The 20,840-nt window shown below is 61.4% G+C and carries 17 protein-coding genes; 11 read left to right on the top strand and 6 right to left on the bottom strand.

The window, feature by feature from the left end:
* Positions 1-64: 64 nt before the first annotated feature.
* From ZBI01S_RS02235 to ZBI01S_RS02260, 6 genes are all read left to right on the top strand, one after another.
* On the top strand, positions 65-1,669 hold the full coding sequence (locus ZBI01S_RS02235) for a peptide ABC transporter substrate-binding protein (RefSeq protein ID WP_066055778.1): 1,605 nt from the start codon (positions 65-67) through the stop codon (positions 1,667-1,669).
* Positions 1,670-1,765: 96 nt separating this feature from the next.
* A complete protein-coding gene (locus tag ZBI01S_RS02240; RefSeq protein ID WP_066055781.1) occupies positions 1,766-2,692 on the top strand; it encodes an ABC transporter permease in 927 nt (308 codons plus the stop codon).
* Complete coding sequence (locus ZBI01S_RS02245; protein WP_066055784.1) at positions 2,685-3,638, top strand: ABC transporter permease; 954 nt, start codon at positions 2,685-2,687, stop codon at positions 3,636-3,638. The genes ZBI01S_RS02240 and ZBI01S_RS02245 overlap by 8 nt, the downstream gene beginning before the upstream one ends.
* Positions 3,638-5,467: a dipeptide ABC transporter ATP-binding protein gene (locus ZBI01S_RS02250; RefSeq protein ID WP_066055787.1), complete on the top strand. Its 1,830-nt coding sequence runs from the start codon at positions 3,638-3,640 to the stop codon at positions 5,465-5,467. Before ZBI01S_RS02245 ends, ZBI01S_RS02250 begins: the two co-directional genes overlap by 1 nt.
* A gap of 203 nt (positions 5,468-5,670) precedes the next feature.
* Entirely contained in the window at positions 5,671-6,720 is a 1,050-nt protein-coding gene (locus tag ZBI01S_RS02255; RefSeq protein WP_066055790.1) for a 3-isopropylmalate dehydrogenase, read from the top strand.
* Positions 6,721-6,816: 96 nt separating this feature from the next.
* Positions 6,817-7,908 carry a branched-chain amino acid aminotransferase gene (locus ZBI01S_RS02260; RefSeq protein ID WP_066055793.1) on the top strand — a complete coding sequence of 364 codons (1,092 nt, stop codon included), beginning with the start codon at positions 6,817-6,819 and terminating at the stop codon, positions 7,906-7,908.
* A 75-nt stretch (positions 7,909-7,983) separates the two neighbouring features.
* On the opposite strand, the gene ZBI01S_RS02265 is transcribed toward ZBI01S_RS02260, so the two are convergent.
* Positions 7,984-9,447 (bottom strand): helix-turn-helix domain-containing protein, encoded by a 1,464-nt coding sequence (locus ZBI01S_RS02265; RefSeq protein ID WP_159421349.1) that lies wholly within the window; start codon positions 9,445-9,447, stop codon positions 7,984-7,986.
* Between the two features lie 150 nt (positions 9,448-9,597).
* Between ZBI01S_RS02265 and gabT the strand changes: the two genes are divergently transcribed.
* Complete coding sequence (gene gabT, locus ZBI01S_RS02270; RefSeq protein ID WP_066055799.1) at positions 9,598-10,932, top strand: 4-aminobutyrate--2-oxoglutarate transaminase; 1,335 nt, start codon at positions 9,598-9,600, stop codon at positions 10,930-10,932.
* Positions 10,933-11,062: 130 nt separating this feature from the next.
* On the opposite strand, the gene ZBI01S_RS02275 is transcribed toward gabT, so the two are convergent.
* Entirely contained in the window at positions 11,063-11,716 is a 654-nt protein-coding gene (locus tag ZBI01S_RS02275) for a TetR/AcrR family transcriptional regulator (RefSeq protein ID WP_083524432.1), read from the bottom strand.
* 134 nt (positions 11,717-11,850) lie between these two features.
* Here ZBI01S_RS02275 and ZBI01S_RS02280 point away from each other — a divergent pair, with 134 nt between their 5' ends.
* From ZBI01S_RS02280 to ZBI01S_RS02290, 3 genes are read left to right on the top strand one after another with little or no spacing between them, the layout of a single operon-like run.
* On the top strand, positions 11,851-12,798 hold the full coding sequence (locus ZBI01S_RS02280) for a universal stress protein (protein WP_083524433.1): 948 nt from the start codon (positions 11,851-11,853) through the stop codon (positions 12,796-12,798).
* A 35-nt stretch (positions 12,799-12,833) separates the two neighbouring features.
* A complete protein-coding gene (locus ZBI01S_RS02285) occupies positions 12,834-14,435 on the top strand; it encodes an APC family permease (RefSeq protein WP_066055805.1) in 1,602 nt (533 codons plus the stop codon).
* A gap of 60 nt (positions 14,436-14,495) precedes the next feature.
* Positions 14,496-15,305: a fumarylacetoacetate hydrolase family protein gene (locus ZBI01S_RS02290; protein ID WP_066056344.1), complete on the top strand. Its 810-nt coding sequence runs from the start codon at positions 14,496-14,498 to the stop codon at positions 15,303-15,305.
* A 106-nt stretch (positions 15,306-15,411) separates the two neighbouring features.
* Here the strand turns inward: ZBI01S_RS02290 and ZBI01S_RS02295 are convergent, their stop codons facing one another.
* The 4 genes from ZBI01S_RS02295 to ZBI01S_RS02310 all read right to left on the bottom strand — a co-directional run bounded on the left by ZBI01S_RS02295 (position 15,412) and on the right by ZBI01S_RS02310 (position 19,129).
* Positions 15,412-16,230 (bottom strand): MetQ/NlpA family ABC transporter substrate-binding protein, encoded by an 819-nt coding sequence (locus ZBI01S_RS02295; RefSeq protein ID WP_066055808.1) that lies wholly within the window; start codon positions 16,228-16,230, stop codon positions 15,412-15,414.
* Between the two features lie 217 nt (positions 16,231-16,447).
* Complete coding sequence (locus ZBI01S_RS02300; RefSeq protein ID WP_066055811.1) at positions 16,448-17,110, bottom strand: methionine ABC transporter permease; 663 nt, start codon at positions 17,108-17,110, stop codon at positions 16,448-16,450.
* Positions 17,110-18,120, bottom strand: a complete 1,011-nt coding sequence (locus ZBI01S_RS02305) for a methionine ABC transporter ATP-binding protein (RefSeq protein ID WP_066055814.1) — start codon at positions 18,118-18,120, stop codon at positions 17,110-17,112. The genes ZBI01S_RS02300 and ZBI01S_RS02305 overlap by 1 nt, the downstream gene beginning before the upstream one ends.
* Before the next feature lie 97 nt (positions 18,121-18,217).
* Positions 18,218-19,129, bottom strand: coding sequence for an ion transporter (locus ZBI01S_RS02310; protein ID WP_245610512.1), 912 nt, complete (start codon positions 19,127-19,129; stop codon positions 18,218-18,220).
* A 157-nt stretch (positions 19,130-19,286) separates the two neighbouring features.
* Here ZBI01S_RS02310 and gltX point away from each other — a divergent pair, with 157 nt between their 5' ends.
* Positions 19,287-20,795, top strand: coding sequence for a glutamate--tRNA ligase (gene gltX, locus ZBI01S_RS02315; RefSeq protein ID WP_066056350.1), 1,509 nt, complete (start codon positions 19,287-19,289; stop codon positions 20,793-20,795).
* Positions 20,796-20,840 lie beyond the last annotated feature (45 nt).

Below are 20,840 nucleotides of genomic sequence, written 5' to 3' on the forward strand. Positions count from 1 at the left end.
TGCGAATACGTTCCGAGCACCGGGCTCGTCACGAATCGCGGCACTCACTCACAAAGGAGAAAGAGTGAAAACCAAACGTATCCTTTCGGTAATCGCAGCCTCGGCGGCTGCGGTGCTCGCCCTCGCCGGTTGCGCCGGTGGCGACGCTGGTAGCGATGGAGCTGCCATCATCTCGGTCAACGGTTCGGAACCACAGAACCCGCTGATTCCAACGAACACCAACGAGACCGGTGGTGGTCACGTTGTTGACGAGCTGCACGCACGCCTCGTCTCGTACAAGGCGGACGGCTCGACCGAGAACGAGCTCGCCGAGTCGATTGAGCCAGACGCTGAGAACAAGGTCTGGACCATCAAGCTCCGCAACGACATCAAGTTCAGCGACGGTTCGCCAATCACCGCCGACAACTTCATCAAGGCGTGGAACTACGGTGCGAACCCGAAGAATGCTCAGCTGAACTCGTACTTCTTCGAGCTCATCGAGGGCTACAGCGTTGAAGAGGGCAAGGACGTTCAGGAGCTCAAGGGTCTCGAAAAGGTCGACGACCAGACCTTCAAGGTCACCCTGACCGCCCCAACCGCCGACTTCGCAATGCGCCTCGGCTACTCGGCATATGCGCCGCTGCCTGATGTTGCGTTCGATGACATGGATGCGTACGGCAAGAACCCCACGGTTGTTTCGGGTCCGTACAAGTTCGAGGCTTGGGACAACAACGTTGAGATTCGCCTCGTTGCGAACGAAAACTACGACGGACCTCGCAAGCCGGCCAACGATGGCCTGACCTTCAAGCTGTACGCACAGCTTGACGCTGCCTACTCGGACCTGCTTGCTGGCAACCTTGACGTTCTCGACACTATCCCGGACGCTTCGTTCGGTACCTACGAGAGCGAACTCGGTGGCAACTCGGTTAACCAGCCGGGCGCCGTCTTCCAGGCCTTCATCATTCCAGAGCGCCTCGACCACTTTGGTGGCGAAGAGGGCAAGCTCCGTCGCCAGGCAATCTCGATGGCGATCAACCGTGAAGAAGTCACAGACAAGATCTTCCAGGGCACCCGTACCCCGGCAACCGACTTCACCTCGCCGGTAATTGACGGTCACAGCGATGACCTCAAGGGCGTCGAGAACGTTCAGTTCAACCCAGAAAAGGCTAAGGAACTCTGGGCCAAGGCTGACGCAATCAGCCCATGGGACGGCACCTTCGAAATCGCCTACAACTCGGACGGCGGACACCAGCCTTGGGTTGACGCAGTCAGCAACCAGATCAAGAACAACCTCGGCATCGAGGCGCAGGGCAAGCCCTACGCTTCGTTCGCCGAACTGCGCACCGACATCACCGAAGAAAAGATTCAGGTTGCCTTCCGCTCGGGTTGGCAGGCCGACTACCCGGGACTCAACAACTTCCTCGCTCCGCTGTACACCACGACCGGTAGCTCGAACGACGGTAAGTACTCGAACCCTGAGGTCGACAAGCTGATCGCCGAAGGCGACGCCGCAGCCTCGGTTGACGCTGCAAACGAGAAGTACAACCAGGCACAGGAAGTCCTGCTGGAAGACCTCCCCGCAATTCCGCTCTGGTACCAGAACTCGGTAGCGGGCTGGGCCAGCACGGTCCAGAACGTTGAGATTGGGTACAACTCGATTCCGGCTTACCACAAGATCACGAAGGAGTAAGCAACCTTCGCGATAACCTAGTGCGTGATCGGGGGCCGCAAACCGGCCCCCGATCATTGCCCGTTTTACCGCGTCGATAGCTGAAAACCCCACATCATGCTGAGATATCTCGGACGACGACTCCTACAAATCATCCCGGTGTTCTTCGGGGCGACCTTCCTCATTTTCTCGTTGGTCTACCTCATGCCCGGCGACCCCGTGCAAGCACTCGGCGGTGACCGCGGACTCTCCGAAGCCGCGGCAAATCAAATTCGCGAACGCTACAACCTCGATCAACCCCTGATCATGCAATACCTGCTGTATCTCAAGGGTGTTGTCACACTTGACTTCGGAATGACCTTCTCTGGCCGTCCAGTGCTCGACGTGATGGCCAAGGCGTTCCCCGTAACGATCCAACTTGCCGTCATGGCGTTGGTCTTTGAAGCCGTTTTTGGCATCCTGTTTGGTGTTTGGGCGGGTATTCGCCGCGGTGGCATCTTTGACTCCACCGTTCTGGTCGCGACCCTCACCGTCATCGCAGTACCGACGTTCGTTATTGGTTTTGTGCTGCAGTTCTTCATCGGTGTGAAACTTGGAATATTGCCCACCACCGTCGGGCCGAAACCGACATTCACGTCGCTGCTCATGCCGGCGATCGTGCTCGGTGCCGTATCGCTCGCTTACGTGGTGCGGCTCACTCGTCAGTCGGTATCGGAAAACCTCTCGAGTGACTTCGTGCGCACTGCGCGCGCTAAGGGTCTTCCGGAAGGTCAGGTATTCCGCCGTCACGTGCTGCGTAACTCGTTGATTCCGGTCGTGACCTTCTTGGGCGGCGACCTTGGGACGCTGATGGCTGGCGCCATTGTTACCGAAGGTATTTTCGCCATCAACGGTGTTGGCGGAACCCTGTATCAGGCAATTATTCGTGGCGAAGCAACGACCGTGGTGTCCTTCACGACCGTGTTGGTGCTGGTTTACATCATCGCCAACCTGCTAGTAGACCTGCTCTACGCCGCACTCGACCCGAGGATCCGTTATGAATAAGACAATCACGCATCTTCCTGGCCAGGAACGCTGGGTTGCCGAAATCGACGAAACCGGGCTCGGCGCGGTTGACGCGGTACGCGACGAAAGCGCACCGCGATCAGTCATGGGTGAAGCTTGGGTCGCTATGCGACGTCGCCCAATGTTCTGGGTATCGGCCGCGCTCATCCTTCTCGTACTCCTCATGGCGCTCCTGCCAAAGCTCTTCACAGGCGTTGACCCCAACTTCTGTGAAACGGGTCGTTCGCTTGAGGGGCCTTCGGCTGGCCACATTTTTGGCTTGAACAAGCAGGGATGTGACATCTACGCACGCGTCATTCACGGTGCCGGAAACTCGCTTGCAGTGGGCGTGCTCACTACCGCATTCGTTGTCCTGATCGGTGTGGCGTTTGGCGCTATCGCTGGTTATGTCGGAGGCTGGATGGACTCGCTCCTCTCGCGTCTCACCGACATCTTCTTCGCCGTGCCGTTCGTGCTCGGTGCCATCGTGTTCATGCAGATGTTCAAGGACAGCCGAAACATCTGGATGGTTATGCTCGTGCTCGGGGTCTTTGGCTGGCCACAGATTGCCCGCATTACTCGCGGTGCGGTCATGGAAACCAAGTCCGGTGAGTACGTCGCAGCCGCGCGCGCTATCGGAGTTCCCGAGTGGCGCATCCTGCTCGGTCACGTTCTGCCGAACGCCACCGCGCCGATCATCGTCTACGCGACCGTCGCACTCGGTACCTTTATCGTTGCCGAAGCAACGCTCTCGTTCCTCGGCCTGGGTCTACCCTCGAGTGAAGTCTCGTGGGGTGGCGACATTGCCACGGCTCAGCAGACCATTCGTACCTCACCGATGACGTTGTTCTACCCGTCGATCGCGCTTGGTCTGACGGTGCTCAGCTTCATCATGATGGGTGACGTCATCCGTGACGCCCTGAACCCGAAGGGGGCCAAGCGCTAATGGCCGAACAGAAGAACAACGAAACCCAGGCCACCACTGGCGGTGAGCTGAAACCACTGCTGCGCCTGACCGATCTCGAAGTCGCCTTTGAGTCGTCGACGGGAACCGTTCCCGCCGTTCGCGGCGTGAACCTTACGGTCTACCCGGGCCAGTCGATCGCCATTGTTGGTGAATCAGGTTCGGGTAAGTCGACCACCGCGTCTGCGGTCATCGGCCTGCTGCCCGGCACCGGTAAGGTCACCGGCGGCACCATCGAGTTCGATGGCCGGGACATCACCAACCTCTCGAAGCGCGAAATGATCGCGCTTCGCGGTAGCGAAATCGGCATGATTCCGCAGGACCCGATGTCGAACCTCAACCCGGTGTGGCGTATCGGCACGCAGGTTGAAGAGGCGCTCGTTGCGAACGGCATGCCGAAGGGTTCCGCCGCGCGTGCCCGCACCATCGAGGTGCTCGGTGAGGCGGGTTTGCCGGATGCGGAACGTCGCGCCAAACAGTTCCCGCACGAGTTCTCGGGCGGTATGCGTCAGCGCGCGCTGATCGCTATCGGTCTCTCCTCGAACCCGAAGCTGCTGATCGCCGACGAACCAACCAGCGCGCTCGACGTCACCGTGCAGCGTCAGATTCTCGACCACCTCGAGACCCTGACCACCTCGCGCGGAACTGCCGTCATGTTCATTACGCACGACCTCGGCCTCGCCGCTGAGCGTGCCTCGCACCTGGTGGTCATGCACCGCGGTCGCGTCGTGGAATCGGGCCCATCGCTCGAGATCCTGACTAACCCGCAGCACCCGTATACCAAGCGCCTCGTATCGGCCGCACCATCGATTGCCTCGCACCGCGTCAAGGTTGACTACACACAGCGCATCCCGGTCATCGATGAGAACACCGAGGCTGCGCTGGACGCGACCGATCGCCCGGCCGCCGCCGAGCACACCGAACTGGGTGACGCATCCAGCGCCATCATTCAGGTGCGCGACCTGGTCAAGGAGTTCCCGGTACGCGGCAGCAAGGAGTCATTCCGCGCGGTCGACAACGTGTCGTTCGACGTGCGAAAGGGCACCACGCTCGCCGTTGTTGGTGAGTCCGGCTCGGGAAAGTCGACCGTCGCCAATATGGTGCTGCGCCTGCTCGAACCGACCAGCGGTACCGTGAAGTTCGATGGTGTCGACATCACTTCGATGAACCGCAAGGAACTGTTCGCGATGCGCCGCCGCATGCAGGTCGTCTTCCAGAACCCATACGGTTCGCTCGACCCCACCTACTCGGTGTACCGCGTCGTCGAAGAGCCGCTGCGCACGCACGGATTCGCTGCCGTGCCAGAACAAACCGGCGCCGAAGGTGAAGCCATTGAACGTGCGCAGAAGCTCAGCCGTCGCCAGCTGCGCAAGGAACGCGAGAAGTGGATTGCTGAGCTGCTCGAGATGGTGTCGCTGCCGAAGTCGGCAATGCGTCGCTTCCCGAACGAGCTTTCGGGTGGTCAGCGTCAGCGTGTGGCAATCGCCCGTGCGCTCGCGCTCAAGCCTGAGGTCATCGTGCTCGACGAGGCCGTATCGGCGCTCGACGTGCTGGTACAAGACCAGATTCTCGATTTGCTCAATGAGCTGCAGCGCGAACTAGGTCTCTCGTACCTGTTCATCACGCACGACCTCGCCGTCGTACGTGAGAACGCCGACGACATTGTCGTGATGGAACGCGGCAAGCTGGTCGAACACGGTAAGGCATCGGACGTCTTCGCCAACCCGAAGACCGACTACACGCGCGAACTCATCGAAGCCGTCCCGGGCGGAACCCTTCCCATCGGTCGCTTCGCGGACCTCGACGCGTAACCAATCGCATCCCGCCGTCGATATTTCGGCACGGAACGCAACAACGCAACAGCGCGGTGGAGTCATTGCCACCGCGCTGTTGCGTACCCACCAACAATTGTGGGCGTGCTAAACCGCACCGACAGCGCTTGTGCGCTTGCCCAGGGCAACCGGGCTTCGGGCGGGCGTAGGCTATTACGAATTCTCAACGAAAGGATGCGCTCGTGGCAGAAGCAATCAATCTCGCGGTAATTCCCGGTGACGGTATCGGGCCGGAGGTGATTGCCGAGGCGCGCAAGGTGCTTCGTGCCGCACTACCCGCATCGGTTGCGCTCACCGAAACCGAGTACCCGTTCAGCGCCCGCCACTATCTCGAAACTGGCGAAGTGCTCTCGGACGACTCGTTGGACGCACTCGCCACACACGACGCAATCCTGCTCGGCGCGGTCGGGGGAGACCCCAACGACCCGCGCCTGGCTGGCGGCATCCTCGAACGTGGCCTGCTGCTCAAGCTGCGCTTCGCGTTCGACCACTACATCAACCTGCGCCCATCGAAGCTCTGGCCGAGCGCATCCAGCCCGCTGAAACACCCCGGCGACATTGACTTCGTCGTCGTGCGCGAGGGCACCGAAGGCCTCTACACCGGTAACGGCGGCGTCGTACGTGCCGGTACCCCGCACGAAATTGCCACCGAAGTTTCGGTGAACACGGCCTACGGTGTGGAGCGCACCGTGCGCTACGCCTTCGAACTCGCGCGCACTCGTCGCAAGAAGCTCACGCTCGTGCATAAGAAGAACGTGCTCGTCAACGCAGGCCTGATGTGGAACCGCATCGTCGACGAGGTCGCCGCCGAGTACCCGGACGTCGAAGTCAACTACCTGCACATCGACGCCGTCACAATCTTCTTCGTCACCGATCCGCAGCGCTTTGACGTGATCGTGACCGACAACATTTTTGGTGACATCATCACCGACCTCGCCGGCGCCGTAACTGGCGGCATCGGCCTCGCAGCCTCAGGAAACCTCAACCCCGAGGGCGCTTTCCCGAGCATGTTTGAACCCGTCCACGGTTCGGCCCCCGACATTGCCGGAACCGGCAAGGCCGACCCGACCGCGGCCATCCTGTCGACCGCACTGCTGCTGCGCCACTTCGGCCACGACGAAGCCGCAGACCGTGTCGAAGCCGCCTGTGAAGCTGATATGCGGATGCGCGACGGAAACGCTCGCAGCACCAGCGAAATCGGCGACGCGATTCTGGCGCAGCTACAGGCCTAGGCCCGCGTTCACACGGCGGCACGCCCGGCCGGTGGCCGCCACCACGACTCAACATTTGAACGCAGATCGCGCATCTGCCACGCAGAAAGTACGTCAATGACTGACAACATCAATTTCGCAATCGAACGAAACCCCAACCCCGCCGATGCAGCGAAGATCGCCGAGGCGCACGCCAACCCCGGATTCGGTAACTACTTCACCGACCACATGGTGATCATCGACTGGACTCGCGAGGCAGGCTGGCATGACGCCCGCATCGTGCCCTACGGTCCGATCTCGCTCAACCCGGCGAATGCCGTGCTGCACTACGGCCAGGAAGTGTTTGAGGGCATCAAAGCGTACCGTCACGCCGATGGCACGACGCACATCTTCCGCCCCGACGAAAACGCCGCACGCCTGCAGTGCTCGTCGAAGCGCCTTGCGCTGCCAGCACTGCCAACCGAGCTGTTTGTGGAATCGCTGCGCCAGCTCGTGGCTCTTGACGAAGCCTGGGTACCCCCGCACGGTGAAGACAAGTCGCTCTACCTGCGCCCGTTCATCATCGCGAATGAAGACTTCCTTGGTGTTCGCGCTGCACAGCGGGCTACCTACATGGTGATTGCCTGCCCAGCAGGCGGTTACTTCAGCGACCCAACGCAGCCGGTCAACATTTGGCTTGAAGCCGAACTCGCTCGTGCTGGCCGCGGTGGTACCGGTGCTGCAAAGTGTGGCGGTAACTATGCCGCGTCGCTGCTGCCGCAAGAAACCGCCTACGCCAACGGATGCGAGCAGGTACTGTTCCTTGACTCGTGCGAGGGAAAGTACATCGAAGAACTCGGTGGCATGAACATCGTGTTCGCCTACCGCGACGGCACGATCGTGACGCCCGAATCAGACTCGATCCTCGCATCCATCACGAACAAGTCGCTGCTGCAGCTGGCTGCCGATGCCGGGATGCGCGTCGAGCGTCGCAAGGTGACGATCGACGAGTGGCGCGAGGGTGCTGCAACCGGTGACATCGTTGAAGCCTTTGCCGTTGGTACCGCGGCAGTGGTGGCGCCAATCGGCCTGCTCAAGTCGCAGGACTTCACGATTGAAAACCCGCCGGTAACGGAAGACTCGGTGGCGATGCGTTTGCGCGCGCAGCTCACCGGTATTCAGAACGGTGATGTTGTGGACACCCACGGCTGGATGGTTGCGACCAAGTAGCTAGATTAAATAAACCGCGCCCTGACTTTGGTTGGGGCGCGGTTTCGTGTTGGTTGTTGTGCTTGGATGTTGTGCTTAGGACTGAAAGTCGTCGGATGCGTGAATCGCGGGCGACAGCTTACGAGCCATGAGCGCGAGCGATAGTTGCACCACGTCGTTAGTCACGCGCGGGTCGAAGCCGGTAAGGGTAGCGATCTGCCCGATGCGGTAGCGCACCGTATTGCGGTGCGTGCCGAGGGCGGTGGCGACTTCGGCCACCGCACCCGAATGCGAGATCCAGGCCTCGAGCGTTTCGATCAGGTGGGTGCCCTGGGTGTCGGCGTCTTCGAGCGGTTCGAGGATGCGTTCAGCGAGTTCTCCGACCGGCACGCCTTCGGCGCTCAGAATCAGCGACGCCATCGATAGGGCTGGTGCCTCGCCGATCTCTTCGCCGTCTGCCAAGCGTGTGAGTGCGTCCTTGGCTTCGAACCAACCCCACCGCAGTGCATCGGCCGCCGGATACACGCCGCCGATACCGATGCGGGTCGAGTGGCCGATTGCGCGGCAGGCCGCGCTGATCGACTCGGCCTTGATGCGGCCATCGGTGCCGTCGCGGGGCACAAACACGACGAGACGGCCTTCGACGAGCGCGGTCAGTGGGGCATCGATACCCGAGGGCATGTGCATGCGGCCGATCTCATCACGGCTGCTGGCTTGACTCGCCACCACAAAGGTGCGGTAGCGCAGGCCTGGATTGAACCCGTACGATTCGAGTCGGGAGACGGCAACATCGGGCGCGATATTGCCCCGGTTGAGTTCTTCGATGACGTGCCCGGCATCCTGGCGGGAGGTGTGCAGGCGGCGGGCGGTCTGCGAGAGGTGCAGGCCAACCAGGGATCGGGCCGTGTTGACGGCCGAGTCGTCGCGCGGGCGCGATGCGTGCAGCGTCGCCTGGGTAGAGTCAGCGAGCGCAATCGGCAGCGCATCCCAACCGGTCACCGAGTCGTCATCGATCTCAAGTGCGCCCGAAACAACTTCACCGTTCACCGAAACCGCGAAGTGCGCGTGCGAAAGACGCCCGAGCTCGTGGAGCATCGCATCCAGCCCGCCATCGCCAAGCAGCAGCTCGACCAGGTGGTGTCGGCGGCGGTACTGCGACTCGAGTGACGCGAGGCGTGCGCTCACGTTCGTTTCGGCGATATAGCGAGTGATCTCGGCGAACGAGACGTGCATGGGCACTTCGAGCACGGCAACGCCGGCAGCCTTCGCCGCTTCGAGTAGCGCGCGGGGGACATCATCGTGGCTGACGCCGGTGCCGAAACCGATGCCCGCGCATCCTGCCTGTGCCGCTGCCGCGACGTAGGTGCGGCAGGCGCGAGCGGTACGAAGCTGCACGCCGGCAGTGAGTACGAGCTCATCGCCGGTTAGTGACGGCGACGGGTCAACGAGCTCGCTCACCGTAGCCCAGTCAATGCGCTGGCGCATGGCATCGGCACTGGCATGGCGGATGCGGAGCCCCAGTTCGGTTTGACGGAGCAGCTCGGCAATTGTCGTTGACATGAACCCATCGTACTCGTTCATGCGAACGCACAATGGCTTCAGGGAACTCCGTGCAAGGTCACATAATCGGCAGGGGGTGGGAGTCGTATGGTTATTCCAGTGCGGCAGTCAGCTCGTCGTCGCAATACCGATCAATAGAAAGGCAGAGCAATGGAGTTCCGTCTCGAGCAGAAGCGTCAAGTTGTTACCGAGATTCCAGGCCCAAAGTCGAAGGCTTTCCAGGCCGACCGTGAAAAGTACGTAAGCAACTCGATTGGTTCGTCGCTTCCCGGCTACATCGAGGCCGCCGACGGCGCAATCCTGCGCGACGTTGATGGCAACCAGTTCATCGACTTCGGTTCGGGCATCGGCGTTACCACCGTCGGTAACTCGAACCCGAAGGTAGTTAAGGCTGTTCAGGACGCTGCGGCTGCTGGTACCCACCTGCAGATCAACACCGCTCCCTACGGCAGCTACATTGAGCTCTGCAAGCGCCTCACCGAACTCACCCCTGGTGACTTCCCGAAGAAGGCTGCACTGTTCAACACCGGTGCTGAAGCACTCGAGAACGCCGTCAAGATCGCCCGCAAGTACACCGGCCGCCAGGCAATCGTTGTGTTCGAGCACGCATTCCACGGCCGCACCAACCTCACCATGGCAATGACCGCAAAGGCTGCGCCATACAAGATCGGCTTCGGTCCGTTCGCTCCTGAGGTCTACCGCATGCCGCTGAGCTACCCGTTCCGCGACCCAGAAGGCATGACCGGTGAAGAGGCTGCAAAGCGCACCATCACCATGATCGAGAAGCAGATTGGCGCCGAGAACGTTGCTGCCATCATCCTCGAGCCAGTGGTTGGTGAAGGCGGCTTCATCGTTCCTGCTGACGGCTTCATGTCGTCGCTCGTTAAGTTCGCTAAGGACAACGGCATCGTTTACGTCTCCGACGAGGTTCAGTCGGGTATGGCACGTACCGGTAAGTGGTTCGCTTCGGAATGGTCGGGCATCGAGCCAGACCTCATCACCTCGGCCAAGGGCCTCGGTGGCGGTATGCCGATCTCGGCTGTCATCGGTCGCGCCGAAATCATGGACGCGCCTCAGCCTGGTGGCATCGGCGGTACCTACTCGGGTAACCCAGTTTCGAACGCTTCGGCGCTCGCAACCATCGAGGCGTACGAAGAAGAGAACCTGCTCGACGCGGCACTGCGCATCGAGGAAATCTTCCGCGAGATGCTCGAGCCAGTTGTTGCTGAAGTTGGCATCGTTGGTGAAATCCGCGGTCGCGGCGCCATGCTCGCCATCGAGTTCGTACAGGACGGCTCGAAGGAGCCTAACGCTGCTGTCGTGAAGCAGATCGTCGACGACGCTCTCGCACAGGGCGCTATGTTCCTCACCTGCGGTACCTACGGCAACGTCATCCGTCTGCTGCCTCCGCTGGTTATGACCGAAGAGCTCCTGCGCGACGGTCTGCAGGTCCTCATCGACGCAATCCGCAAGGCTGCTGCCTAAGCGCATGAATGCGTAACGCATCCGCGGTAATTGGATGCAATAGAAACTGCCCCGGGCTTCGGCTCGGGGCAGTTTTTGTTGTTGCGGATGCGCGTGGATGCGTCGGGTGCGCGGGGGTGCGCAGTGCTCGCTACGCGATACCGAGGCGGTCGGCGCTCCACGCGACGATGGCGTCAAAGCCGAGGTCGAAGAGCTCGTTGTTGACTTCTTCTTGTGCACGTCGTGGCTGCGCATCCACCGCGGCTTGGAAGGTTGGGGCGAGCTCGGCGAGCTGGCCCACTTCAAAGATCGTTTCGGGCGCGAACTCGTTCACCGCGTTGCCGTAGATAAATGACTCAAGCGCGGTGACGAACGGAACGATCGAACCCATCGGCCAGCCCGCATCCACGAGCGCCTTCGACACCGCTTCGTACATCGCGACCGTGCGCGGCGAATCGCGTACCTCGGTGGTGGCAATCGAGGTGATGAGTCCGAAGTTGTCGGCCATGATGTCGCGGTAGCTGCGCGCCCAGGTGCGCAGCGCATCCCGCCACGGCTGCTCACCAAACGCGGAGGTGTCGACTTCGCCCATGATGTCGTCTTCGACCCAGCGCAGGATCTCCTGCTTGGACTCGGCGTGGTTGTAGACCGCCGATGGCGTAACGCCGAGCTCACTGGCAAGGTGCGTCATCGTGAAGCGATCTACACCGGATTCGGCGACAAGGTTTCGTGCGGCGGTGGTGATCACTTGGCGGTCAAGGATGCGAGTTTTTGGTCGGCCTGCGGGCCGGCGAGTGCTGGTCATTTGGGGAGTTCCTGCCACTAATACGACTTTGTATTCATGCCAGGGTATCGAAAATGATTGAGGTTCACGAAGTAACCCAACGGGGGTAGGATTATTGGGCACGCATAGTCGCGAAAGCTGACAGGAGTCTGCAAATGACGAACCCCCAATCGCATCGGGAAAGCGTGATCGTTGGCTACGTTGCCGACGGCCGCGGATACGATGCGCTTGAGTTTGCTGGGTTTCTTGCCCGGGAAAGCAACCTCGATCTCATTATCACCATGGTGATGCCGGTTCCTAGCCTGTACGCAGGCGGACACATCGGGCCGTTCACCCCCGAAGACCCGATCTTGGCGGAGCAATTGCAGGCGTGGGAAACCGACGCCCTGTCGCGCCTGCCAGAAGGTGTCAATGCCAAGATGGAGCTGCGGTACGCGCACGGCGAGGCGCACGGCCTGCTGGATGCGGTTGCCGAACACGACGCATCGATGATCATCGTTGGTGCTAAAGCATCCCCGCTGCTGCGTGCCTTCACGATCGGTAGCGTTGCAAACGCACTGCTGCACGCGGCATCCGTTCCGGTCGCACTGGTGCCGAACGGCTACGAAGCGCCAGCTGCGAAGGTTACGCGTATCACTGGTATTTACGGCGCGCACCCGGGTTCCGAGGTTGTTATTGGCCGTGCCGTGCAGCGTTCGGTTGAGCGCAAGGTGCCGCTGCGCCTGCTCTCGCTGGTGCAGGTCGACCAGACTGCCCCGCGTGACCAGCGCGAAGTCAGCGATGAAGTTCGTGACTTTGGTGGCCGCCACCTGCAGGAGATCGCGATCGGCATGCTCGACTCCGGTCGCGCAACGATCGAAATCGCCGAGGGTGAAAGCTTCGAGGATGCACTCCGCAACGTTGAGTGGGTCGACAGCGAAGTTGCGCTGCTCGGCTCAAGCCGCCTGGCCAAGCAGGGCAGTGTGTTCCTTGGCCAGCGTGCCCGCCGAATCCTCGGCGCACTTCCGGTTCCCGCAATCGTGCTGCCAAGCAGCTACCAGGGACCGCGTTACCACGAGAGCCCGACCGGTGCTCTGCCCATCGTTCTGAGCAACGACGATTAGTTGCCCGACCCCAAAAATTTGAGAGAGCTTAGGTAATGTCCGATTCGAAGACGAACACTCGCACTGCTGCGATGGCGCCCGGTTCAAAGGGCCTCAGCATCGGTAAGGTCGGTGTTCTCGGCGGTGCCGTTATCGGTATTTCGACCGTCGCCCCCGCATATACACTGACCTCGGGTCTTGGCCCGACGGTTTCGGAAGTCGGCCTGCAGACTCCGGCGATCATGCTCATCGGTTTCATCCCGATGCTGCTCGTCCTGTTCGGCTACCGCGAACTAAACAGCGCACTGCCCGACTCGGGTACCTCGTTCACCTGGGGTTCGCGCGCCTTTGGTCCGTGGATCGGTTGGATGAGCGGATGGGGCCTGATTTCGGCCACCGTGCTCGTGCTCTCGAACCTCGCAGCGGTTGCGACGGACTTCTTCTTTATTCTGATCAGCCAGGTGTTCCACAACCCGGACCTCGCGACGGTTCCGGCGGAAAACCTGCTCATCAACATCCTGGTTACGACGCTCTTCGTCGTTGCCGCTGCCTACGTCGGCTACCGCGGTATTGAAGCCACCGAGCGCGTGCAGTGGGGTCTGGTCATCCTGCAGCTCGTGGTCATGGTCTGGTACGGCATTGCCGCCATCATCTCGGCGACCAACGGTGACGCCTACGACTACACGCCATTCGAACTCGAGTGGCTCAACCCGGCTGCGGTCGGCGACCTCTCGATCATCGTTGCCGGTGTATCGCTCTCGATCTTCATGTTCTGGGGCTGGGACACGGTTATCACCATGAACGAAGAGACCCGCGACCCCAAGCGCACCCCGGCGCAGGCGTCGGTGGTGACGATCGTTTCGATCATCGCCCTGTACCTGCTCGTGACCATCGGTACGCTCATGTGGTCGGGTATTGGTACCGGCGAACTTGGCGCGGGTAACCCCGAGAACCAGGAGTCGATCTTCGCGGTGCTCGCACCGCAGATCATGGGGCCGTTCGCCATCATGATGTCGGTCGCGATCCTGACCTCGTCGCTCTCGTCGCTGAACGCCACCATGGTCTCGCCCGCTCGTACGCTGCTGGCAATGGGCTACTACAAGGCACTGCCGCCGTCGTTCGCCAAGATCTCGCCTCGCTACAAGTCGCCTGCAGTGGCCACGTTCTGGGCTGCCGGTGCCTCGATCGTGTTCTACATCGTCATGCGCCTGCTCAGCGAGAACGCGCTTTGGGACACGATTACCGCGCTCGGCATGATGGTCTGCTTCTACTACGGTGTTACCGGTCTTGCTGCGGTCTGGTACTTCCGCAAGAGCTGGTTCACCAGCGTTCGCAACTTCTTCATGCGTCTGCTGCTGCCACTGCTCGGTGGCCTGGCACTCATGTACATGTTCGTACTCACCTGCGTTGACTCGATGTCGCCGAGCTACGGTTCGGGTTCGGCAATTTTCGCTACCTCGTACGACGCCGATGGCGTGGCACAGGATGGCTTGGGTCTCGTATTCGTGCTCGGTATCGGCGTGCTGCTGCTCGGCGTGATCATCATGGTCGTCATGCGCTTCCGTCAGCCCGAGTTCTTCCGTCAGGAAACCATCGAGGTTTCGGAATACGAACGCGACCAGGCTGAGGGCGTCGAGATCCTTCCTGAGGACGCCTAACCGCATCCGCGCACGCATAACCACAAGTTTCATGGCGCTCATCCGACTAGGGTGGGCGCCATGAAACTTGCGCGCTTCGAATACCAAGGTCAGCTCTCGTTCGGTGTTCTCGACGAAGAAACCAATGAGTTCATCACCATCGAAGGTGATCCGCTCTACTCGCTCGCGAACGCCACCGACCCGAACAGCGACACCGGCGGGTTTGCGAGTGACGGCACGCGCATCCCAGTGGATGCGGTGCGTTTGCTCGCCCCCGTAATCCCACGTTCCAAAGTGGTCGGGTTCGGTCGCAACTATGCGGCGCACGCCGAAGAGCTCGGCAATGAGGTGCCGGGTGAGCCGCTCATGTTCTTGAAGCCGAACACCGCGATCGTGGGCCCCGGCCACCCGATCGTGCTGCCGGCCGAGTCGCAGCAGGTGGAGCACGAAGTTGAGCTCGCCGTGGTGATCGGCAAGGTCGCGCGTAATGTGCCTGCTGACCGCGTTGACGAAGTGATCTTCGGGTACACCGTGGCCAATGACGTCACGGCCCGTGACCTGCAGCAGCGTGACGGTCAGTGGGCGCGTGCAAAGGGCTTTGACTCGTTCTGTCCGCTTGGCCCGTACATTGACACCGATTACGACATCGCGTCGGGTGGAATTGGTTGCCAGGTGAACGGCGTCACGCGTCAGGAGAGCAACCTTTCGCTCATGGAGCGCTCGGTTGGCGAGCTCGTGTCGTACGCATCGAGCGTGTTTACGTTGCTGCCCGGCGATGTGGTGCTCACCGGTACGCCAGCCGGTGTGAGCGCGCTGCAGGCTGGCGATGAGGTGACCTGCGCCATCGAGTCACTGGGCCGACTCACTAACCCGGTCGTGGCCGCGCAGTAGCCTCGCTGCTGACAACGAATTCGCCCCGCACAGTGCTGCAAACGAGCAGCGGACTGTGCGGGGCGAACTGGTTAGTTGGCGAGGCCGAGACTCACCGCAATGGTGTCTACTCACCGGCGACGACGTCACCGTTTGGCCACGTCTGCTTGATGTATTCCTTGACCTCGGGGGAGTGCAGCAGCTCTTCGAGCTTCTGAATGTTCGGGTCGGTCGAGTCCTTGTGCCACACGAGTACGTTCGAGTACGGGTTGTTCTCGACAGTTTCGGCAAAGATGGCGTCCTCTGGCTTGAGTCCGGCCGAAAGTACGAAGTTGGCGTTGATGATTGCGGCGTCAACCTTCGGGTCTTCGATGAGCTGCACCACGATCTCTGGCTGCGTTTCTTCGAACTTCAGGTTCTTCGGGTTCTGCTCGGCGGCGAGGTTCAGCACCGACGATTCGGTAGTGATGTCCTTGAGTAGGCCAGCTTCCTGCAACAGCAGCAGGCCGCGTGCCTGGTTCGACACGTCGTTCGTGATGGCGATCGTGGCGCCGTCCTTGATGTCGTCCGGCGACTTTACCTTCGAGGAGTAGAGACGGATCGGCTCAATGTGCACGCCTTCGCCGTGCTCGAAGGCATAGCCCTTTTCAGCGATTTCGCTTTCGAGGTAGGGGAGGTGCTGGAAGTAGTTGGCGTCGAGTTCGCCATCGTTCAGCGCCTGGTTCGGCAGCACGTAGTCGTCGAATTCCTTGATGGTGATCTTGATGCCGGCGTCTTCGGCAAGGTTGTCTCGAACGAACTCGAGCACCTGTGCGTGTGGTACCGGGCTGGCACCGACGATGATCTCGTTTTCGGCGCCCGCATCCTGACCGCCGGTGGCGGCACAGCCGCTGAGGGCGAGGGCAGCCGCGGCGGTGGCGGCAAAGGCAGCAATGAACTTACGCATGATGTGATTCCTTGAGTGTTGGGGTGGTCGGCCGATAGCGCCGTGCGATCGGCGGCCGTGAGTGCAATGACTCGGTACAGCAAAACGGTGTTGCGTGACACCTCATTGTTGCTGAGGTGTCGGTGCAGTTGAAAGCTGAGCGGCGCATCAGCTGGATGCGCGGGGCTCAGTGGTAGGCAAAAGTTGGGTGGGTGCCGCGGCACCTAGCGCATTCGCATCATCGGTGATCGACCGCCTTTGCGATGGCATCGCCAATGAACTGAATCGCTTGAACCAGCACGATCAGGATGATGATGGTCGCGAGCATGACTTCGGGCATGAAGCGCTGGTAGCCGTAGTTGTATGCCAGGCGTCCCAGCCCGCCGCCGCCGATGATTCCCGCCATCGCCGAATACCCAACGAGGGTGACCAGTGTGGTCGTGACCGCGGATACGAGCGTGGGGAGGGCCTCTGGCAGCCAGACCTTGGTCACGAGCTGCCAGGGTGAAGAGCCCATCGCCAATGCGGCATCGGTCTTACCTGCGGGCAGATCGATCAGCGCGCGCTCAACGAGGCGGGCGAAGAACGGGATGGCCGCAACGGTGAGCGAAACGCTCGCGGCGACCGGGCCAAACGTCGTCTGCACAATGGCCTTGGTAAATGGCAGCAACCACACCATCAGCACGGCATACGGGAAGGACCGCACCACGTTGACGAGGAATCCAACGAGCAGGTTGACCAGGCGACCGGACGGGCCACGTCGAGCGAGCGAAAACAGCAGCACGCCCAGCGGGAAACCGAGTAGCACCGAGGCGACGCCAGAGATGCCGACCATGGCCAACGTCTGGCCGAGGCCAAGAAGAATGGCATCCCAAATCTGCGGAGTAATCGAAGCAAACATTAGGCGGCTGCCTCCTGTGCGTCGGCACCCTGCAACTCAGACGTGAGGCAGGCGTCGGCTCCCTGCGATTTCAGGATGCGGATGACTTCGGCAGCGTCGGTACCTTCCGGTACCGCCAGGCGCAAGTGCGAGAACGTGGTGCCAGCGAGGTGTTCGACACTGCCGGCGATGATCGCGAGCTCGGCCCCGACGGCTGCCGATGTGTGTGCGATAACGGGACGCGCCGCATCCGAACCGCGACTGAGAACGTCGACGAGGGTGCCCGGGACCGACTCGTGTGCGCTGATGCCGAGCAATTGCTGGCTCAACTTGCCGCTGAGCGTCGAGACCACATCGGTCAACGACCCCGACTCGACAATCTGCCCGCGTTCGAGCAGCGATACCGAATCGCAAATGCGCTTGATGACGTGCATCTCGTGGGTGATCACGATCATGGCGAGGTCAGGTCGACGCAGGTGCGTAATAAGGTCGAGGATTTCGTCGGTCGTGCGCGGGTCGAGCGCCGAGGTGGGCTCGTCAAAGAGCAGCACGTCGGGGTTCACGGCGAGCGCGCGAGCGATACCAACGCGCTGACGCATGCCGCCCGAAAGCTGTGACGGATACACCTGCGTGGCGTCGCCGAGTCCGACGAGCTCGAGGAGCTCGGCAGCGCGAGCGCGACGTTCCGACTTCTTGACGCCCGCGATTTCTTGCGGATACGCGACATTGTCGAGCACGGTGCGTGCGTCAAAGAGATTGGCGTGCTGAAAGACCAGGCCGATGCGACGGCGAGCGCTGCGCAAGTCTTTCGCGGTTGCGGTCGTCAGATTGGCGTCGTTGATCGTAATGTCGCCCGAGGTCGGGCGGTCGAGTCCGGCGAGGCAGCGCACGAGCGTGGACTTACCAGCGCCGGAGTGGCCGATGATGCCGTGGATTTCGCCCGCTGGCACCGTAAGCGTGACGCCATCGAGCGCGCGCACATCGCGAGACGCGGTGCGGTACTCCTTGACGAGGTTGGTGACGGAAATCATTGGGCTGCCTTTCGTATAGGCATTATTCAACCAAGTGATAATCCATCCACAAAAAGCGTGTGACGCGAGGCGTAATAAATCGTCTGCACGGCGGGTGCTAGTTGTCGGAATCGTTGCGTTGCTGCGCCAGCAGTAACTGCTTGATCTCGGCAAGCTCGGCGCGCACCTTCGTGAGCTCCGAATCGGTGCCGAACAGGGCGTGTTCGGGGCGCACCCCGTCGGATTCCTGAGCTGCCTGCGGGTTCGGTGCCGAAGCGGTGCCGGTCTGCGTGGCCGTGAGATTCGACATGGTGTCGACCATGACTGCGACGAATAGGTTCAGCATGACGAATGCCGACACCAAGATGAACGGTACGAAGAACACCCACGCCAGCGGGAAGACCTCCATTACCGGGCGCACGATGCCCATCGACCAGGACTCGAGGGTCATCACCTGAAACAGCGAATAGAGCGAAGCCGGGATGTCGCCGAACCACTCCGGGAATTCCTGCCCGAAGAGCATGGTCGCCATGACCGCGCCAACGTAGAAGATGATGCACATGAGCGCGGCAATGGCACCGATTCCGGGCACGGCGCTGATGATTGCGGCCGCAATGCGGCGAAGCTGCGGCATGCGATTGATGAGTCGGAGCACGCGCAGAATGCGCAGCGAACGCAGCACCGTGAGCGGCCCGGTCGCCGGAATCAGCGAGATTGCCACAATGATGAAGTCGAAGATGTTCCAGCCATCGCGCACGAAGCGAACGTCGAGCACCACCAGCTTGCACACGATCTCTACAACAAAGATGCCGAGCGCGATCGTGTCGAGCGCATGCAATACCGGTCCGTATTGATCCATGACCGCCGGAATGGTTTCGAGGCCGAGGGCGATGGCATTGAACACGATCAACCAAATGATTGCGCCTTGCACCCGGTCGCTGAGCACGACTTCGCCCAGTTTTCGACGCCAACCGCGGGCGTTTGGGTTTGGCGGCCAGGGCAGGGATGCGGATGTGGATGCGTCAGTCACGCAAGCAGCGTATGGATTCGGTGACTCGATCCGCGTCGTTCGACTGGATGAATGGGCCATATCCGGATGATGATGTTCCGTGTTTGGGCAGCAGCCTCGGGATGCCTGGACGAACCGGCGGTGCCGCCGCGTCAGGCGCACTAGAATGGAATGCACCATGACTGCTTCAACTGCGCCTTTCGCATCCGCTACCGGCTCTGATATTCGAGTTCGTTTCTGCCCATCGCCTACGGGCACCCCACACGTCGGGTTGATCCGAACCGCACTGTTCAACTGGGCCTACGCCAAGCATGTGGGCGGCACGATGGTGTTCCGCATTGAAGACACCGACGCGGAACGCGACTCTGAAGAGAGCTTCGAAATGATCCTCGAAGCCCTCGGCTGGCTCGGCATCGACTGGAGCGAAGGCGTCGGCGTGGGTGGCCCCCACGAGCCGTACCGCCAGTCGCAGCGCGGCGACATCTACGCCGAAGTCATCGAGAAGCTCAAGGACGGCGGTTTCCTTTACGAGTCGTTCGCAACGGCCGAAGAAATCGAAGCTCGCAACATCGCCAACGGTCGCGACCCACGTCAGGGCTACGACAACTTCGAACGCGACCTGACGGACGAGCAGAAGGCGGCCTACCGTGCCGAGGGCCGCATCCCGAGCCTGCGACTGCGAGTACCCGACACCGACCTCTCGTTCGACGACCTGGTTCGCGGTGAGATCACGTTCAAGGCCGGATCGTTCCCCGACTTCGTCGTCGTGCGCCCGAACGGCAAGCCGCTCTATACGCTGGTCAACCCCGTCGACGACGCGCTCATGGGCATCACCCACGTGCTGCGCGGCGAAGACTTGCTCTCGTCGACGCCACGTCAGATCGCCCTCTACCACGCGCTGATCGAAGTCGGCGTGGCCGAGTTCATCCCGCAATTCGGTCACCTGCCGTACGTGATGGGTGAGGGTAACAAGAAGCTTTCGAAGCGCGACCCCGAGTCGAACCTCTTCCACCACCGCGACCGCGGCTTCCTGCCTGAGGGCCTGCTGAACTACCTGTCACTGCTCGGCTGGTCGATCGCTGCCGACCGCGACGTGTTCACCATTGACGAGATGACGGCCGCCTTCGATGTTGCCGACGTGAACCCCAACCCGGCGCGCTTTGACCTCAAGAAGGCCGAAGCCATCAACGGCGAGCACATGCGTCGCCTTGACCCCGAGACGTTCACCCAGCGCATGGTGCCGTACCTGGTCGAGTTCTTCGCTGGCGGCACCCCAACGGATGCGCAGCTCGAGACCCTGCGTCAGGCCACGCCGCTCGTGCAGGAGCGCATGCAGCTGCTCGGCGAAGCACCGGGCATGCTCGGTTTCCTGTTCACCGCGACCGACGACCTCGAATACGCCGAAGACGCGCTCAAGACGCTCAAGGACGGCGCCGGGGCAACGCTCGACGCAACCACCGCGGCGCTGGAGCCGCTGACCGACTGGACCACCGCAGCCATCGAAGAAGCCATGCGTGCCAAGCTGCTTGACGAACTCGAACTCAAGCCGCGCCTGGCCTTTGGCCCTGGACGGGTGGCGATCTCAGGTCGCCGCGTATCGCCGCCACTGTTTGAGTCGATGGAGTTGCTCGGCAAGACCGAGACGCTCGCGCGCCTGGCTAAGCTGCGCGCCATCACCACTAAGTAAGCGAACCGCGCGACGTTCGCGCACACGACGCAACCGCATCAACCA

The sequence above is a fragment of the [Zimmermannella] bifida NBRC 103089 genome, assembly GCF_001570925.1.
GTDB classification, from domain to species: domain Bacteria; phylum Actinomycetota; class Actinomycetes; order Actinomycetales; family Microbacteriaceae; genus Gulosibacter; species Gulosibacter bifidus.

Coding starts and splice junctions, on each gene's coding strand:
- ZBI01S_RS02240 (WP_066055781.1), top strand. CDS start 1,766: ATGCTGAGATATCTCGGACGACGACTCCTACAAATCATCCCGGTGTTC.
- ZBI01S_RS02245 (WP_066055784.1), top strand. CDS start 2,685: ATGAATAAGACAATCACGCATCTTCCTGGCCAGGAACGCTGGGTTGCC.
- ZBI01S_RS02250 (WP_066055787.1), top strand. CDS start 3,638: ATGGCCGAACAGAAGAACAACGAAACCCAGGCCACCACTGGCGGTGAG.
- ZBI01S_RS02260 (WP_066055793.1), top strand. CDS start 6,817: ATGACTGACAACATCAATTTCGCAATCGAACGAAACCCCAACCCCGCC.
- ZBI01S_RS02265 (WP_159421349.1), bottom strand. CDS start 9,447: ATGTCAACGACAATTGCCGAGCTGCTCCGTCAAACCGAACTGGGGCTC.
- gabT (WP_066055799.1), top strand. CDS start 9,598: ATGGAGTTCCGTCTCGAGCAGAAGCGTCAAGTTGTTACCGAGATTCCA.
- ZBI01S_RS02275 (WP_083524432.1), bottom strand. CDS start 11,716: ATGACCAGCACTCGCCGGCCCGCAGGCCGACCAAAAACTCGCATCCTT.
- ZBI01S_RS02280 (WP_083524433.1), top strand. CDS start 11,851: ATGACGAACCCCCAATCGCATCGGGAAAGCGTGATCGTTGGCTACGTT.
- ZBI01S_RS02285 (WP_066055805.1), top strand. CDS start 12,834: ATGTCCGATTCGAAGACGAACACTCGCACTGCTGCGATGGCGCCCGGT.
- ZBI01S_RS02290 (WP_066056344.1), top strand. CDS start 14,496: ATGAAACTTGCGCGCTTCGAATACCAAGGTCAGCTCTCGTTCGGTGTT.
- ZBI01S_RS02295 (WP_066055808.1), bottom strand. CDS start 16,230: ATGCGTAAGTTCATTGCTGCCTTTGCCGCCACCGCCGCGGCTGCCCTC.
- ZBI01S_RS02300 (WP_066055811.1), bottom strand. CDS start 17,110: ATGTTTGCTTCGATTACTCCGCAGATTTGGGATGCCATTCTTCTTGGC.
- ZBI01S_RS02305 (WP_066055814.1), bottom strand. CDS start 18,120: ATGATTTCCGTCACCAACCTCGTCAAGGAGTACCGCACCGCGTCTCGC.
- gltX (WP_066056350.1), top strand. CDS start 19,287: ATGACTGCTTCAACTGCGCCTTTCGCATCCGCTACCGGCTCTGATATT.